This window comes from Dyadobacter arcticus (assembly GCF_011762185.1).
GTDB classification, from domain to species: domain Bacteria; phylum Bacteroidota; class Bacteroidia; order Cytophagales; family Spirosomataceae; genus Dyadobacter; species Dyadobacter arcticus.
Map to the genome: position 1 here is coordinate 171,816 of NZ_JAASQJ010000003.1, position 16,908 is coordinate 188,723.

The 16,908-nt window shown below is 45.2% G+C and carries 14 protein-coding genes; 12 read left to right on the forward strand and 2 right to left on the reverse strand.

Going from position 1 to position 16,908, the window contains the following annotated elements; translation table 11 throughout:
- Positions 1-114 precede the first annotated feature (114 nt).
- The 4 genes from FHS68_RS14185 to FHS68_RS14200 all read left to right on the forward strand — a co-directional run bounded on the left by FHS68_RS14185 (position 115) and on the right by FHS68_RS14200 (position 4,162).
- Entirely contained in the window at positions 115-558 is a 444-nt protein-coding gene (locus FHS68_RS14185; protein ID WP_167271224.1) for an RpiB/LacA/LacB family sugar-phosphate isomerase, read from the forward strand.
- Entirely contained in the window at positions 555-1,379 is an 825-nt protein-coding gene (locus tag FHS68_RS14190) for a DUF481 domain-containing protein (RefSeq protein ID WP_167271226.1), read from the forward strand. Before FHS68_RS14185 ends, FHS68_RS14190 begins: the two co-directional genes overlap by 4 nt.
- Positions 1,380-1,499: 120 nt before the next feature.
- Positions 1,500-2,663 carry a Gfo/Idh/MocA family protein gene (locus FHS68_RS14195; protein ID WP_167271228.1) on the forward strand — a complete coding sequence of 388 codons (1,164 nt, stop codon included), beginning with the start codon at positions 1,500-1,502 and terminating at the stop codon, positions 2,661-2,663.
- Positions 2,664-2,797: 134 nt separating this feature from the next.
- Entirely contained in the window at positions 2,798-4,162 is a 1,365-nt protein-coding gene (locus FHS68_RS14200; RefSeq protein WP_167271230.1) for an amidohydrolase family protein, read from the forward strand.
- A gap of 18 nt (positions 4,163-4,180) precedes the next feature.
- Here FHS68_RS14200 and FHS68_RS14205 read toward each other — a convergent pair whose 3' ends face one another.
- The gene (locus FHS68_RS14205) at positions 4,181-5,026 is read right to left on the reverse strand and encodes an aldo/keto reductase (RefSeq protein ID WP_167271232.1); all 846 of its coding nucleotides are present in this window, start codon (positions 5,024-5,026) and stop codon (positions 4,181-4,183) included.
- 526 nt (positions 5,027-5,552) lie between these two features.
- Here FHS68_RS14205 and FHS68_RS14210 point away from each other — a divergent pair.
- From FHS68_RS14210 to FHS68_RS14230, 5 genes are all read left to right on the forward strand, one after another.
- Positions 5,553-5,813 carry a hypothetical protein gene (locus tag FHS68_RS14210; protein WP_167271234.1) on the forward strand — a complete coding sequence of 87 codons (261 nt, stop codon included), beginning with the start codon at positions 5,553-5,555 and terminating at the stop codon, positions 5,811-5,813.
- A 138-nt stretch (positions 5,814-5,951) separates the two neighbouring features.
- A complete protein-coding gene (locus tag FHS68_RS14215; RefSeq protein ID WP_167271236.1) occupies positions 5,952-6,650 on the forward strand; it encodes a response regulator transcription factor in 699 nt (232 codons plus the stop codon).
- The gene (locus FHS68_RS14220; protein WP_167271238.1) at positions 6,634-7,995 is read left to right on the forward strand and encodes a sensor histidine kinase; all 1,362 of its coding nucleotides are present in this window, start codon (positions 6,634-6,636) and stop codon (positions 7,993-7,995) included. Before FHS68_RS14215 ends, FHS68_RS14220 begins: the two co-directional genes overlap by 17 nt.
- 142 nt (positions 7,996-8,137) lie before the next feature.
- Positions 8,138-8,599 (forward strand): hypothetical protein, encoded by a 462-nt coding sequence (locus FHS68_RS14225; RefSeq protein ID WP_167271240.1) that lies wholly within the window; start codon positions 8,138-8,140, stop codon positions 8,597-8,599.
- An 11-nt stretch (positions 8,600-8,610) separates the two neighbouring features.
- Complete coding sequence (locus FHS68_RS14230; protein ID WP_167271242.1) at positions 8,611-9,519, forward strand: bestrophin family protein; 909 nt, start codon at positions 8,611-8,613, stop codon at positions 9,517-9,519.
- Between the two features lie 11 nt (positions 9,520-9,530).
- Here the strand turns inward: FHS68_RS14230 and FHS68_RS14235 are convergent, their stop codons facing one another.
- On the reverse strand, positions 9,531-10,376 hold the full coding sequence (locus tag FHS68_RS14235; protein ID WP_167271244.1) for a hypothetical protein: 846 nt from the start codon (positions 10,374-10,376) through the stop codon (positions 9,531-9,533).
- Positions 10,377-10,605: 229 nt separating this feature from the next.
- Here FHS68_RS14235 and FHS68_RS14240 point away from each other — a divergent pair, with 229 nt between their 5' ends.
- From FHS68_RS14240 to FHS68_RS14250, 3 genes are all read left to right on the forward strand, one after another.
- Entirely contained in the window at positions 10,606-14,448 is a 3,843-nt protein-coding gene (locus tag FHS68_RS14240) for a PVC-type heme-binding CxxCH protein (protein ID WP_167271246.1), read from the forward strand.
- Between the two features lie 111 nt (positions 14,449-14,559).
- Positions 14,560-15,684 (forward strand): redoxin domain-containing protein, encoded by a 1,125-nt coding sequence (locus FHS68_RS14245; RefSeq protein WP_167271248.1) that lies wholly within the window; start codon positions 14,560-14,562, stop codon positions 15,682-15,684.
- Between the two features lie 31 nt (positions 15,685-15,715).
- Positions 15,716-16,723, forward strand: a complete 1,008-nt coding sequence (locus FHS68_RS14250; RefSeq protein WP_167271250.1) for a sugar phosphate isomerase/epimerase family protein — start codon at positions 15,716-15,718, stop codon at positions 16,721-16,723.
- The last annotated feature ends 185 nt before the right edge of the window (positions 16,724-16,908 follow it).

The following is a 16,908-nucleotide window of genomic DNA, read 5'->3' on the forward strand; positions in this document are numbered from 1 at the left end:
GAAAGCGAGGTGAACAACCAAAGGAATAACAATGTTTTGCTAAAAATAGCGAAATTACCGCCGTGGGGTCGATATAGTATTTCACCATTTCAATCGTACTTAACAATTTTTCAAATGGAGATCGGATTAGCAGCAGACCATGGAGGTTACGAGTTAAAGGAATTTTTAAAACAAATATTGATGAAAAAAGGGCATCATGTCAGCGACTTTGGTGCATATCTGCTTGATAGCAAGGACGATTATCCTGACTTTGTCATTCCGCTGGCCAAGGCCGTTGCTGCAAAAGAGGTAGACCGCGGGATCGCCGTATGTGGCAGTGGGGTAGGCGCTTCGGTTGCGGCGAATAAAGTTATGGGTGTGAGGGCTGCGCTGATCAATGATCATTTTTCGGCGCATCAGGGTGTGGAAGATGATGACCTTAATCTGCTATGTCTTGGCGGCAGGGTAACCGGAAATATGGCCGCGCAGGAACTAGTTGAAGCTTTTTTAAATGCAGAATTTACCGGCGAGGAACGGCATATGCGCAGACTAGGCAAGGTGAAAGCGCTGGAAAGATGAAAAATCGGACATGCCCCCTTTTAATAAAGCTTGCCGCTTTCTTTTTATTCATCTCAATCAAACCGGTCTTTGCCCAGCAAACTACCGCTGACAAAACTAAGACCCTCCCGGCCGATTCCCTTGCTGCCGCGAAAATTGATTCGGCTTCAAAATCAAAAGCGCTGATCGATACCGTGAGATACCGGTTTATTGGAGATGGCAATTTTACAAAAGGTAATGTGAACCGCACATTAATGGTGCTTCGTGCTGAACTGACGTTTAGCGGGCCGTTGATCAATATTGCAACCAACCCGCGATTCACGTATGGTAAACAAAATGGCGTCCTGGCGGAAAGGGATGGTTATGCAGATCTTTTTGTAGACATCTTTAAAAAAAGAAGAACTTATGTTTTCGGGCTTGCAGCATTGGAAACGAGTAATCTCCGAAAAATTGATTCCAGGCAAATGGCGGGAGCCGGAATAGGATATCGGGTTATGCGGAGCAAAAACAATATTCTAAGTCTTACCAATGCGATCCTGTACGAATCGACCAACTTTCAGGAGATAGCAAACGTAAGTACCATCCGTAATTCTTTCCGGATCAAAGGAAAACACGCCTTTATGCAGGATAAGATCCGTTTGAATCACCTCACTTTCATCCAGCCAGCCCTGAACGATCTTTCTAATGTGCGCTGGAATACCATCATATCGCTCGAATTGCCGCTAAATAAGTGGGTTACATTGCGTACGAGTTTTGAAAATTCTTATGAAAGCGTAGTGGAAGCCACCCGCAAACGCAACGATTCCCGGATCACATTCGGCATTGCGATTGGTAACAAGTAGTAAACAATGATTTTTCTGTTTGTAAGGGAGAGAAGCGGATAACAATGTCCTTGATTACAACATATTAAATATGTAAAAAAGGTGCTTTTCATAAAGTAATCACAATATTCAATCCTAGCAATGAAAGAATCACAAGATAATCGCCGCCAGTTTATTAAAAATTCTGTCAACACTGCCGCCACCTTAATGATGATCCCCTCGTTGGCCCAGGAAGTGATGGGAGCAGCAAAAACGGACCAAATGGAAAATTCACAGTCGGCAATAATGCCGCCTAGGATTAAATTTTCGGTGATCGGCATAAATCATGCACACATTCATGGGCAGGTTTCGGCGGTCGTCAGAGGCGGCGGAGAGCTCATCTCTTTTTATGCCAAAGAACCAGACCTGGCCAGCGCATTTCAGAAACGCTATCCAAAGATTAAGCAAGCGCAAAGTGAGGCGGAAATTCTTGACGATAAGAGCATTCAATTGATACTTAGTTCTGGCATTCCGGACGAGCGTGCGCCCCTGGGGATCCGGGTGATGAAAAGTGGGAAGGATTATATGGTGGATAAGCCGGGCATCACAACTTTGGAACAACTAGCTCAGGTGCGTAAAGTGCAGAAGGAAACGAAACGCATTTATTCGATTATGTACAGCGAGCGGCTGGAAAACCGGGCGACTATCAAAGCGGGGGAATTGGTAAAAGAAGGTGTGATTGGGAAGGTGGTTCAAACCATTGGTCTGGGCCCGCACCGGATGAGTACCGACACCCGCCCCGAATGGTTTTTTGATAAAAAACGCTTTGGCGGCATTATCTGCGACATCGCTTCGCATCAGTTTGATCAGTTCCTCTTCTTCACGGGATCGACAAAAGCCGAGATCGTTGCTTCGCAGGTTGGTAATGTGAATCATCCGCAATATCCTAATTTCGAGGACTTCGGAGATACGATGTTGAGAGGAAACGGTGGCGCAGGTTACATCCGGGTGGACTGGTTTACGCCCGACGGACTGAGTACCTGGGGTGACGGACGTTTAACCGTCCTTGGCACAGAAGGATTTATCGAAATCCGCAAAAATGTCGATATCGGCGGTCGGGAAGGTGGAAACCACCTTTTTGTCGTGAATAACAAAGAAACAGCTTACATCGATTGCAGCAAAGTAGAACTACCCTACGGCCGCCAGCTTGTCGACGATGTACTTAATCGCACCGAAACCGCAATGTCGCAGGAGCATTGTTTCCTGGCAACGGAGCTGGCATTAAAAGCGCAGAAGAATGCCCAGAATGTGGCGGCGTTGGGTTGAGCTTTTTAGGCTATTGGCTTTTAGCTTTTAGCGCTTAGCTTTTAGCTCTTTAACTTACGATTTGACATATGTGTTAGATATGAACGTTTTCTACTTTTTAAAAACAGCTAACAGCTAACAGCTAACATCTTCCTATGAACCACTACCTGAGCCTCTTCCTCTGCGCGATTGCTTTAACGACTGCTTCCGCCCAGTCGCCTGTCAGCAATGCCGATCGAGAAATTGTTTTTAAATCTGTGAATGTGATTCCGATGGATCGGGAGACGGTTTTGCGGGACCAGACTGTGGTAATAAAGAATGGGAAGATCACCGCCCTGGGAGACGATTCGAAGGTGAGGGTTGATAAAGGCGCGTTAATTGTGGATGCAAAGGGCAAGTATCTTACGCCCGGCTGGTCGGAGATGCATGCGCACGTGCCTGCGGTGGATGATCTTGCACCAATGAAGGAAGTTTTGATGCTTTATCTGGTCAACGGCATTACCACAATCCGCGGCATGCTGGGTAACGCCAAACACCTTGAACTGCGTGAAAAAGTGCGCAGCGGCGAAATCTTAGGCCCGAATTTCTACACTACCGGCCCTGCTTTTAGCGGTCAGACTGTGAAAACGGCTGCAAGAGGAATTGAAATGGTAAAAGAAGAGAAGGCGGCAGGTTATGATTATCTCAAATTACTTCCAGGTTTGACGAAGGAGACCTTTCCGGGCATTGCAAAGACATCTGCTGAACTGGGTATTCCGATGGTCGGTCACGTTTCATTTGCGGTTGGCGTTTGGGCGGCTATTGACGCTGGTTACTCGACAATTGATCACCTGGATGGTTTCGTTGAAGCCATTACACCAGGTATTGACACGCTGGCGGAACAGGAAACGGGGCTTTTCAGCAGCTGGACCGCTTACAGCGCAGACACCAGCAAAATCCCGAAACTCATCAAGGCCTTAAAAGAAAAAAATATCAGGGTTGTTCCCACACAAGCGATTGCGGAACGGTGGCTATCACCTTCGCCAGCAAATGACTACGCCAATGACCCTGATTTGAAATACATGAAGCCGGAGGATGTAAAGAACTGGATGAACGCGAAGAATACTTACAATAACAATCCGAAGTTTAGCAAAGAACATGCAGAAGCATTTGTAAATATTCGCAGGAAACTGATTCTGGCGTGTCAGAAGGGCGGGGTCCAATTGTTACTAGGCTGTGACGCCCCTCAGGTCCTGAATGTGCCTGGCTTTGCTACCCATCATGAAATGAAATATCTGACTGATGCCGGATTGACACCGTACGAAGCTTTGAAAACGGGAACAGTGAATGTGGCCGAATATCTTAAAAAGATGGATTCGGGTGTTGTAAAAATTGGAAATGTTTCTGATCTGGTCCTGTTGAATGGAAATCCATTGGAAGATATTGGCCAAACCAAAAATATTGAGGGAGTAATGATCGGTACCAAATGGTTACCCAAAACTTATCTGCAGAGTGAATTAAAGAAACTGGAAAAGAGATAGCGAATGGTGCCACTCAATTTATACCGAAAGAGCAGCAAAATCCTCGTCGGAAAGTTCAGCGTAGGCCGCTGCCATGTTTTCCTGCAAATGTGGCAATGAGCTCGTCCCGGGAATCAAAAGAATGTTTGAAGCCCTTTTCAAAAGCCAGGCTAACGCAATTTGTGCTGTGGTTGCATCATGCTTCGCGGCAATGTCTGCAATCTTACTTTTCATTCTGTCGGGGCCCAATGCGAGTGGATACCAGGGTATAAAGGCCATTCCGCGCTGCCCGGTATAGTTTAGCACATCTTCCCATTGTCTGTTTCCCAAATTGTATAAATTTTGAACGGACACAATCGGCAATACTTTTTCCGCGCGCTCAATCTGCTCCACATTCACTTCCGACAAGCCAACATGGCGAATTTTGCCTGCATTCACGGCGTCAGCCACTGGCCCAAGTGTTTCTTCTATTGGAAATTTGGGATCGAAACGGTGCAATTGCCAGAGGCCTATGACATCCAGTTTCAGGCGTTTCAGACTTCCTTCGATCGCTTCCTTAATGTGTTTTGGATTTCCGTTGATGGTCCATTGGTTAGGGCCCGTGCGATCAAAACCGCCTTTCGTCGCGATAAGAAGACTTTCCGGATAAGGCTGCAACGCATCGGCGATCAGGATTTCATTGGTATGCGGACCATAAGAGTCGGCGGTATCAATAAAGTTAACCCCAGCCTCCACAGCAGCTCTTAAAACATTTTTGGCATTCTCGCGGTTTGAAACTTCACCCCAAACGCCGTGGCCGGTGAGCTGCATACCGCCATAACCCAGCCTGCTTATTTCAATTTCCCCGCCGATTTTAAACGTTGACGATGTTTTAGTTGTACTCATTGGTCATCATGTTAAAGGTTATTTCATCTAAACTGGTAAGCTACTGAATTCATTCCCGGCTTTTGAACATGCCGGTGACCTTCCAAAAATTGCCGTTTAATCATTTGTGCCATTTTTTTAAAAAAATTATTGAAAAATTTTTTGGATTGATGGCGTATTCACCCTTTTATTTGGGAAAATAGGCTATCGATATAATCCACTCCGAATAAAATTCCTAATTCTTAACCAATTGCGAAATTTTACTGATGTCATTTATTTAAAACAGTATTTCGATTGGCATCGGCTCTGAGTTGCAAAATGTTTTTTAGTGAAAAAAGGTTGAAAACGGATACTTTTGAATTTACAATATTGAAATAGTACCATAAAATGACTCACATAACTCAGATAAAATTCTTGATTTATATGGTATTTCACAAAATATTGTTTTGCTATTAATTACCCTGAACGTTTGTATTCGGAATATTGTAGTATATTTGTATCAGAAACAAAGTCAAAAACACAACAAAAAAAGTAAACACTATTAACAATGAAAAATACAAAATCAATGATAGTAGCTGCCATGATGGCCATGACTATCGCAACTTATGCTAACGCTGGGAATTCTACATATAAAGTTGAAGAGAAAGTAAGAGTTTCAGTATTAAATAAAGCGTTACCTGTCTCACTTCCTGTTTTGGAAAGTCCTGCACCACAAACTGCCAAGCTTACAGTTGACACCAATAAGCACAGCGCTGCTCAGAAAGCAGCCATCGTAGGATTGCAAATGAAAAGCGTTTCCACGAAGTAATTAAATACGGATCTTTTCGAAGGTTCGATTGAGATTGGAAGTTCTGAAAAGGGAGAAATTTTTCTCCCTTTTTTTTGTTGCAGCTTGAGCTTCCCGCTTGCGGCGCTATATTTAAAAATTCAGCATTTTAAACGCGACATGAAGCTTTTGCTCATTGAAGATGAACCCAGCGTTATTTCAGTAATTCAGCGAAGTCTTACTGCCTCAGGTCATGAAATTACAGTAGCAATGGATGGTCAATCTGGCCTGCAAATGGCGCTGAACCATGCATTTGACATTATTATTTTGGATCTGATGATACCTGTCATCAACGGTATGGAAGTGTGCAGAAAGGTTCGCAATGCGCAATTATCTACACCTATCCTAATGCTTACGGCATTGCAAACCACTGAAAATATTGTTTCGGGGCTGGATGCCGGTGCGGATGATTACATGACCAAGCCTTTCAAGCTGGCTGAGCTGGAAGCGAGAATCAGGACGTTGACGAGAAGAGGAAAGGAACCTGAAAAAGAACGCGTAGAAGGTGTTTTGACGATTGGTGATTTGATGCTGGACAAGATTAGCAAGAAGGTCAATCGCGGATCGCGAAGTATTGAGCTCACGGCTACCGAATTTCGTTTGCTGGAATTCCTGCTCACCAACACAAACCGGGTTTTGAACAGAATGGAGATCCTGGAAAATGTTTGGGACATCAATTTTAACCTTGGCACCAATGTCGTGGACGTTTACATTAACTACCTCCGCAAAAAAATCGACAAGAACCATGAAATCAAGTTGATCCATACTGTATTCGGCATGGGTTATGTAATTCGCCAGGCTTATGAAGATCCAAAATAAGATTGCCCTGATCTTCACCGCGCTCACCGCCGGGATCATACTTTCGCTCAGCATATTCATTTACATTTTCGCTTCTGAAAGCATTTCTGCCAGCTTTTTTCACAGACTGGAAGTGCGTGCCGACATTGTGGGTCACGCAGCAATCGAGGAGAATGAATCGCTTACTTCCATTTATTACGACATTAAGCAACGGCATTTGGGCGACCTGCCGTTTGAAAAGCACCGGGTTATGAAAGGGCAGGCTGACCAGATTTCAAAGGAAAAGCTGCCAATGCCCGCGTCATTTTATAACGACCTTTACAAAAGTGCGCCTGCGCGCTTCTTTAAAAATGACACCTCCTACATTGGTCTCAACATTAAAAAGGAAGGCAAAAATGTGATGGTGATCTCATCGGCAGTGGATCTGTACGGACTGGCGGAAATGGACAATCTTAAAAATCTGCTGGTTATCGGCTTCCTGATCGCCATGGTTTTTGTCTTCACTTTCGGAAAGCTTTTTTCCAATGAAGTGTTCAAACCGATACGACTTATTATCCGTAATGTAAAGGGTATTAATGCCTTAAATCTGCATCAGCGCCTTGTGATCGACAACAGCAATGACGATATCGAGGCGCTTTCGAGAACTTTCAACGATATGCTGGACAGGCTGGAAATTACCTTTGAAATTCAGAACAATTTCGTCAGCAATGCGTCACACGAGTTCAAAACCCCGCTTACCGTCATCAGCGGAGAGGCGGAACTGGGGTTATCGGTGCCTGGCCTGCCGGAAAATGCGGCGCACTCATTCCGCAATATCTTTAAAGAGTCGGAAAAGCTAGAACACCTGGCGACCAGCATGCTGAGCCTTGCGCAAACTGGTTTTGATGGTAAAAAAGAACAATGGGAAGATGTCCGCATCGACGAGCTGATACTTTCGGTCAAAGAGGCGGTTGATAAAATTATTCCGGATAATAAAGTGGCGGTCAATTTTGATAACCTGCCGGAAGATGAGCAGAAATTGGTGGTGAATGGAAATAAGGTGCTTTTGAAAGCAGCATTTACCAATGTTGTCCTGAACAGCTGTAAATATTCAGATAACAAAACGGTCGGGATTGTGATCCGCGCAGACCAAAGCTATTCGGTTGTGGAAATTCTCGATGAAGGTATCGGTATCCCTGAGCGCGAGATCGGGCAGATTTTTGTGCCTTTTTTCCGCGCTTCGAATACAGAAAAATACAAAGGATATGGCATCGGGCTTCCGCTGGCAAATAATATTATCCGCATGCATCAGGGCAAAATCGAGGTTAAAAGCAAAGTAGGCGAGGGTACCCAGTTTCTGACATATCTTCCGTTTCGTTACTTCTAATGCCTTTTTAACATTCTCATCCCATTTTAATAACTTTCACATCACATTATAATTCTCCTCTTAACTGCGCCTAATAACTCCGCCGTAACATTGCATCATAGAAATCATTATTAAATGCATTGTTAATCAAACCGACAGAGTTATGAAGACTGTGATGATCCCGACAGATTTTACAAAAGAAGGCATTCAGGTTGCAGAAGCCATTCTGAGAGATGCCAATGAGGATGTTAAAATTATTTTCACCCATCTATTTCACGTAGCAGATGATATCCAGGACCTGCTTTTTTCCGGGTCGCGGGAGAAAGAATATGAATTGGTATCTGAGCAATTCTGGGGTGATTGTAAAATGTTAAAAAGAATGTTCGCTGAAAATCTGCTGAGCATTAGAATTGATTTTTTCTACGGAAACAAGCTGGCCTCTTTCAAGAATTTCCTCGAATACCATGAAATTAATTTCATCGCTTACTCCGAGAGTTACGGCATTCCCAAGCTAAATAAAAGCAGTCTGGATGCATTGCCAGTCCTAAAAAAATGTGGGCTTCCTGTTATAAATACTGATTTGATCAACATCTCTGCATTTTCCGAAACGGTTGATGCCCAATAAAAAACAAACTTATGCTTCTTAAAAAGAATATTCCCATTGGATACATTTTCGGAAAAATTAAATACGAGATCCTTTTCGTAAGCATTTATGGCTTCGCGATCGAGATCATCTATCAAAATTTCCACATTACCAATATTTCCATCCCGATGACCGTCCCCACAGTTCTAGGGACTATCATTTCCCTTCTGCTTGCCTTCCGCTCCAATCAGGCTTATGATCGCTGGTGGGAGGCCAGGATCATCTGGGGCGCGATTGTGAATGATTCGAGGACTTTGGCTCGGCAAGTAATTTCACTGATGGACGAGCCTTTCGAACCGGATAACATCGAGGGTTTCAAACACCGCATGATCAAACGACAGATTGCCTGGTGTTATGCATTGGGTCAGGGCTTGCGGAAAAATGATCCGATGCCTCTGATCGGAAAATTTGTCAGCGAAGAAGATTATGAATTCGTGAAGGATTATGATAACAAGCATCTGGGACTGATCCAGTTACATGCCAGGGATTTGAACAATGCATTAAAGCAGGGTTGGGTAAACCCATATCAGCAAGTGGAAATCGATCAGACATTGACCCGGCTTTGTGATTCTATGGGCCGATCGGAGCGAATTAAGAACACGGTTTTTCCATCCACTTACAGTTTGTATATTCACCTCGCGCTGCACTTTTTTATTCTGCTGCTGCCGTTTGGATTGGTCGAATTATTTGGTTTCCTAATGGTTCCTGTGCTGATTGTGATTACCGCTTGTTTCTTTTTGATCGAGAAAATGGCCATTCATTTGCAGGATCCTTTTGAAAACAAACCGACCGATACGCCTGTACTTTCGATTTCGAGAAACATTGAGCGCGACCTGAAACAAATGATGAGCGACAAGCAAGTACCACTTGCATATACTCCGGAAAGGTTCTTTATTCTATAAAAATTGGCTAATTACCAGCTAGCCAGCCCGTTGTGAATATCGACCAGGATGTTGTAATCATCCCGGATCCATTTACCGGTCCGGGATTTTTTATGCTTTGCATTGAGCAAATAATCTTCGTAAATGTCATATGCTTTTATCGCATCTTCCCGCGAATAAAAGCCGTCAATCCAGGTTTGAGGGATTTTATCAGGCTTGACGATCCCAATGCCTACATTATAAAGCTTTGCAATGCCATCCGAAAATTCAAGTGAAACCCTTCGCTTCTCCCTGATCTGCGCTGCCTTCAATACGTAGGCAGTGTGGAGAAGGTAGTTTCGTAATCTTCTTACCAATTGCCTTTTGTTTTCCGGTTTAGTGGGCTTAATGCGCCACTGGTTATTGGTCCAATAAAACGGGTCATCTTGGAAATCGAGAATAGGTTTGCCATCTTCCAATAACAACATTGCCTGTTTCCTGCCAAAATCAAAGCTCATCACGCGTTGTCCATTCGGCGCTTTCTGCAGGGTAAGCAGTACCTCTTCCGTTTTTCGTCCCACGGTCAATAGTACCGATTGTGACGCCTGATCATAACTCCACCGCCCAGTCAGGAAATTGCCGGTCGTGCCTACCTGGGTAAAGGTGCTGTCAGGAAAATAGGAAATAAGCAATTCCTTATCGGTCAATTTTCCTCTCATGGCAGCAGGATCGTCGTATGGCAGTATCAAAATTTCTTGCTCTTTATTTATACCGGAAAGCCGCCAGCTTCCGTGCATGGCATTTCGCCCGGCCGAAAGTAATTCCGCATTTTCCTCGGCTCTTCTTGCAGATAAGGATTTTTTTCCTGTCCGGTAGATAATTCCATGATGCTCCATCATGGTTAAGATAACTAATAAAGCGAAAAGTTTGATGAAGGTCATGACTGCGGCTTCATGAGACAGGCTAGATTTAAATTAACAAATTAGCTTACGATTATACAAGTCTCCATTTCAGGAATTGCTGTCCTCAGATAGTTTATTGAGTAATTATTGGGAGAACCGTACTTATTCTTATCAAATAAAAACGGTCATAGAACTAGCTCATTGGCTATTAACATAAGGTTGAAATATGGGTATTTTACGGTCTGCTCCGCTGCTGATGATTTTTCTCCTGCTGAATTTTGGATATCGTTTTCCAGAGTCCGGTTCATATTCGAAAACTGAGCCTAATGCAGATGTACAGCTTCGGGTTGTTCAAAACCAGACGGCCGAAACGATCAGTATTTTTCGCGGAAGCGAAACTAAACCCATTGTTACCCAAAATGCGAAGGCGAATTTCCGTCCTTACCTGCATCCCATTGTTGCGCCTGATGGAAAGGGCATTTTAACCGAATATAGTCCGGGCCATCACAAACATCAGACGGGTATCTACTGGGGTTATACCAGAGTCAATGGCCGCGACTATTTTCACCATCCCGACGAAGGATACTGGCGCAGGGTTTCTGCGAAAGTGCTTGAAGCCAAAGGCCCGGAAGTAAAGTGGCAAACCGTTTACGACCTGCTCGATTCAACCGGAACAGCCGTTTTGACCGAAACCCAAAACTGGACGATGCGCCAAAAAGATGGCCAGTATTTACTTGACCTTGAATGGAATGGAGAAGCAAAGACCGACGTAACCATTGGAAAATACGATTATGGCGGGCTATTTGTCCGCATGCCCTGGAAAGAGGGGATAAAAGGTGAGGTAGTGAACGCTGCACGTCAGAAAAATGAAAAGGCAGAGGGCCAGGCTGCTTTGTGGGTGGACATTGGCATGCAGGTGGAGGGCCGCGACAATCTGGCGCACATTGCCATTCTCGATCATCCTGAAAATAAGGGTTATCCGCAAACCTGGCGTGTAGACAGTCAATTGGGCGCTGGCCCGGCGCGAGCAAGAAAAGGTGACTGGCATATCAAAAAAGGCGAAACGGAGGTGATCAAGCATGAGCTGGTCATATACACCGGTGAGTTGAATGACGTAGAGCTTAACAAAACCTTTGGTGCGTTTATCGGTAATAATGGAATGTACAATACGTCCGCTCTCTGGGGTATTGCGCAGAAGGAAGGCCGTGAGGCGAAGTTTTTAAGTGCCCAGGAGGCGGTAGCGGCGATGACGATCAAGGACGGATTTGTAGTGAACGCCTGGGCATCCGAACCCATGATGACGCAGCCCATGGCGTTTTGCTGGGATGATCGTGGACGCATGTGGATAGCTGAAAATAAGGATTATGAATCAAGGGGAAAGGGCTTTTCCAATGCAGGGGATAGCCGCATCCTAATTCTGGAAGATACTGATAAAGACGGCGTTGCAGATAGCAAAAAGGTATTTATGGAAGGGATCGCATTTCCTTCTGCGCTGGCTGTTGGCTTTGATGGCGTGTTTGTGGGTGCACCGCCGAATTTGCTTTTTGTTCCGGATAAAAATGGCGATGATAAGGCGGATATGGACGATATTGAAGTGCGGCTTACAGGTTGGGGAATCCGCGATCGGCATGAGACGCTGAACAGTTTTCATTGGGGTCCAGACGGTTGGCTATATGGTTTGCAGGGTTTTGCAACGCCTTCGAAAGTGGGTAAGCCGATTGGAAAAGGGAAGTTATACAAACACAAGGACCCATTTCCTGAGAATATTGAAGTGGAACATGGCGTGGATATCAACGGAGGCGTATGGCGCTACCATCCGAAGAAAAGTAAATTTGAAGTGGTCGCCCATGGTTTTAGCAATCCATGGGGTGTTGATTATGATGCAAAAGGTCAGATGCTGATTACTGCTTGTGTAATCCCGCACCTATGGCACGTCATTCCGGGCGGGATTTACCATCGGCAGGGTGGTCAGCATTTCAATCCATATGTTTACAACGATATCAAAACCATCGCTGATCACACGCACAGGTCTGCGCACGGCGGCGCGAGGGTATATCTTTCTGATGCGTTTCCCGAAGCAGAGCGCGGTAAAATTTTTATGGCAAACATTCACGAGCACGGCGTTTTATCAGATATCCTGGTTCCAAAAGGCTCTGGATTTTCTGGTAAGCATGGGGACGATTTCATGTTGGCCAACAATGCACAATGGGTGGGTTTTAGCATGGAAATCGGGCCGGAAGGAGGCATGTATGTGCTGGATTGGCACGATGCCGACATTTGCGGATCGGATGTCTTAAACTCCGAAACCGGGCGGATTTTCAGGATTATGCCAAAAGTTTCGCTGGCAGAAAATTGGAAAGGGAGGTATGACGACTTGAACAAACTTACGGATTTGGAACTCGCAGATCTGCAAACCAGCAAGAGTGAATGGCACGCCAGACGAGCACGCGTTATTTTACAAAGTAGGGCTTCAAAGGGAAAAATTGCACAGCCTGCTATCGCGAAACTGGAAAGTTTATTTCAATCAAAAGACAATGCGGATGATCGTTTGCGTGCCATGTGGGCGCTGAACCTCGTCCATCCGGACCCTGATTTTCTGATCAAATCGCTTTCGGATTCCGATGTTTATGTACGTTCCTGGGCGATCCAGTTTTTGTGTGAGGATGAAAAACCATCTGCGGCGGCATTGGCAAAATTTGAAAAAATGGCCGTAGAAGATAAGTCGGCGGTAGTGCGGTTGTATCTGGCAGCGGCATTGCAAAGGCTAGGCGCCGCATCCAGATGGGGTATTGCAGAAGGATTGCTCGCACATGCAGAGGATTCGGAAGACCATAATTTACCGAAAATGATCTGGTTTGGAATAGAACCGCTGGTCAAAGAAAATCCTACAAAAGCGCTGGAAGTAGCTCAGAAATGCAAGATACCCATGGTTTCAGAGTTCATTGCTCGTCGGGTAACGGACGCCGATCAAATTGAAACGTTAGTTGCATCCATTGGCAAAGCAACATCTGGGAGAACCTATTTATTAAAAGGAATGCGCGATGGATTGGAAGGAAGAACTGACATGAAGACACCATCAAACTGGAATGCGGTTTTCACGAAATTGAAACAATCAGATAAGCAAACGGCACAATTGGCGACGGATCTGAGCCGCCAGTTTGGAGATACCGAGGCTGCAAAAAATGACTTGGCAACGCTAAAAAATAAAAATCTCCCAGCAGAGCAGAGAAGAAAAGCATTGCAGTCGCTCACCAGCAGGCAGCGAGCGGAACTTGTCGCAGAGCTTCCTGCACTTTTAGAGGACAATTCTCTTAGATTGGACGCAATCAGAAGCCTGGCTGCATTCGATAATGAGCCAATGGCCAAATCTTTGATCGAAAAATATCCTAAACTCAATGCTGCCGAAAAGTCTGAAGCCATTCAAACCCTGGCTTCCAGACCCAAGTCAGGCTGGCTTCTTACGCAGGCTCTTTCAAAAAATGCAATACCTAAAAAAGATATACCTACCTACACCGCACGCCAGTTGCGACGGGTTGTAGGAAGCGGCTTTGTGGAAGTATGGGGGCCGATTGATCACGTTGCGTTTGATGAAAAAGCTTATAAAAAGTACCGTAACCTGCTTTCAGACAAGTCGGTGACGGAGGCCAGCAAAATGAAGGGACGAATGGTTTTTCAAAAAACCTGTGCGCCCTGTCATAAGCTTTATGGCGAAGGCGGCATTATCGGACCTGAACTTACGGGGTCAAACCGCGCTAATCTTGATTATTTATTGGGTAACATTCTCGATCCAAGCGGCGAAATTCAGGATGATTACAAAATGGTGGTCGTTACCACTCGGGATGGCCGCACATATGTTGGAAACATAGCCAAGGAGACGGAAAGGCAGGTTACCCTTCGCATTGTGGGCCAGGATGCGGTTGTGGTGAATAAATCGGACATCCAAACACGCGAAGTAACGCCTGCTTCCATGATGCCGACCGGCCTATTGGAAAATTTGTCGGATAAGGAGGTTACTGAGCTGATTGCTTATTTGAAAACAACAAAACAGGTTGACTTTCCAAAAAAATAAAGCAGCATTTTCAAAAGTATATTGGCAGATTAATGGTATAAAAACAGTAATTAATTGAAGTGTGAGGTCTTTTGTTTTTATAATTAAATCTTAAATAAAAAAGTAACTCCTATGCGCTCAGTTTATAGAATACTCATAGCTCTTTTTGTTGGCGCAGCGCAACTTGGCCTGGCTTATGCAGAGCAGCCCGCTACATTGAAAATCGGCGCTGCTGCTCCGGATTTCAACCTTTTGGGTGTGGACGGGAAACGTTACACATTGAAAAGTTTTGCTGGTGCAGACATTCTTGCGATCGTATTTACCTGCAACCATTGCCCAACGGCGCAAGCCTATGAGGATCGTTTAAAGGCGATGACAGCAGATTACAAAGCAAAAAAGGTAGCGATAGTTGCCATTTCATCCAACGACCCGAAAGCAATCCGTCTGGATGAGCTGGGTTACACCGATCTAGGCGACACCTATGCGGAGATGAAATTGCGTTCGAAAGACATGGCTTATAACTTCCCATATCTTTATGATGGCGATGACCAGAAAATCGCCAATGCATATGGCCCGGTTGCTACCCCGCACATTTTCATTTTTGACAAAGCCAGAAAGCTGCAATACCACGGCCGCATTGACGACGTGGAGAAACCGACCGGCACGCCAAAAAATATTGATGCAAGGAATGCGATAGAGGCAATGGTGGCTGGTAAGCCTGTGCCAGCGCCTACCACCAAGACTTTTGGCTGCTCCATGAAATGGATTTCTAAAGAACACGGTGTGCAGGATGAGCAGGCTGGCTGGGCCAAGGAAGCGGTTGCATTGGAAACGATCGACGAAGCCGGGATAAAGGAATTGATCCAGAACAAATCGGATAAGCTCCGGTTAATCAATGTTTGGGCAACCTGGTGCGGCCCTTGCGTTACTGAATTCCCCGATTTTATGACGATGCACCATATGTACCGCGGCCGTGATTTTGAATTTATATCCATCAGTGCCGACAGCCCCGATAAAAAGGCAAAAGTGCTAAAATTTTTGCAAGGCAAATTTGCTTCCAATAAGAATTACATTTTCAATGTGGAAGATAAGTACAAACTGATCGAGGCGGTCGATCCCAAATGGCAGGGCGCTTTACCCTATACGATTTTGGTCGAGCCGGGTGGTAAGATCGTCTATTCTGCACAGGGACCGATTAATCCTGCAAAAATGAAAAAGATTGTTGTTGAGAATAAATACGTAGGCCGTTATTATTGAAGTAATCAGATACCTTTTTTAACAGAAACTCATGGAAGATCAAGACATTTCAAGACGCAAATTTTTGGGTGCTTCTGCACTTGCGGCAGCCGGGTTTGCATTGGTAAAGGTGCCTGTTTTTGGGGCTCCGGCTTATATCAAAAACCTGGGAAAGCCTAACTCACTATTTAATGGCGTACAGGTGGGCGCCATCACCTATTCTTGGCGTAGTATGCCGGGCGGCGCAGAAGATATTCTAAAATATTGCATTGATTGTAATATCAGCGCGATCGAGCTGATGGGACCGACTGGCGAATCATTTGCCGGGGCACCGGAAGCTCCGCCACGTCCAAATATGGCACCTGCGGCAAATGGGCAGCGTCCGGAAATGACCGCTGAGCAAAAAGCGGCACAAGCGGAATACGGTACTAAACTTGCCGAGTGGCGGGTGAAGGCTCCAATGGATAAATTTGTTCAGCTTCGCAAAATGTACAATGATGCGGGGGTTAGTATTTATGCATTTAAACCGTCGGCATTGGGTGAGAAAAATACAGATGCGGAAGTGGACTACGCGCTTCGCGCTGCGAAAGCTTTGGGAGCAAACCAGGCTAATGTTGAACTTCCAAATGATCCCGCCCAAACAAAAAGGCTGGGAGAAATCGCATTAAAAAATAAGGTATATGTAGGTTATCATGGTCACACGCAGCAAACGCCGACATGGTGGGATACTGCGCTGGGCCAGTCTAAATACAATGCGATGAATTTTGACATGGGGCATTATGTGGCAGCAGGTTATGATCCGATCCCTTTGATTGAAACCAAGCATGATAACATCGTGAGCATGCATATCAAAGACAGAAAAAACAAAGAACATGGCGGGGCCAATGTGGTCTGGGGCCAGGGAGATACCCCGATTACAGCAGCATTGGAGCTGATGCGTGCGAAAAAATACAAATTCCCGGCTACTATTGAGCTGGAATATGAAATTCCTGCGGGGTCTGACGCTGTGAAGGAAACTGCAAAATGCGTTGAATATGCAAGGAAGGCGCTGGGAGCATAGGATTCATTAAATATTGTTTTAATGTTGCCGTCACTGGACTTTCCGGTGGCGGCTTTTTTGTTGCGCATCTGATTGCGTTATTGTCATAGCCGGCAGGGTTGAAACCCTGGGCTGGGATATCGGTCATGCCTAGCGGCATTAAGTACGATAAAAAGTGCCAGCGGCACGGTCGATCTCCTTGACCC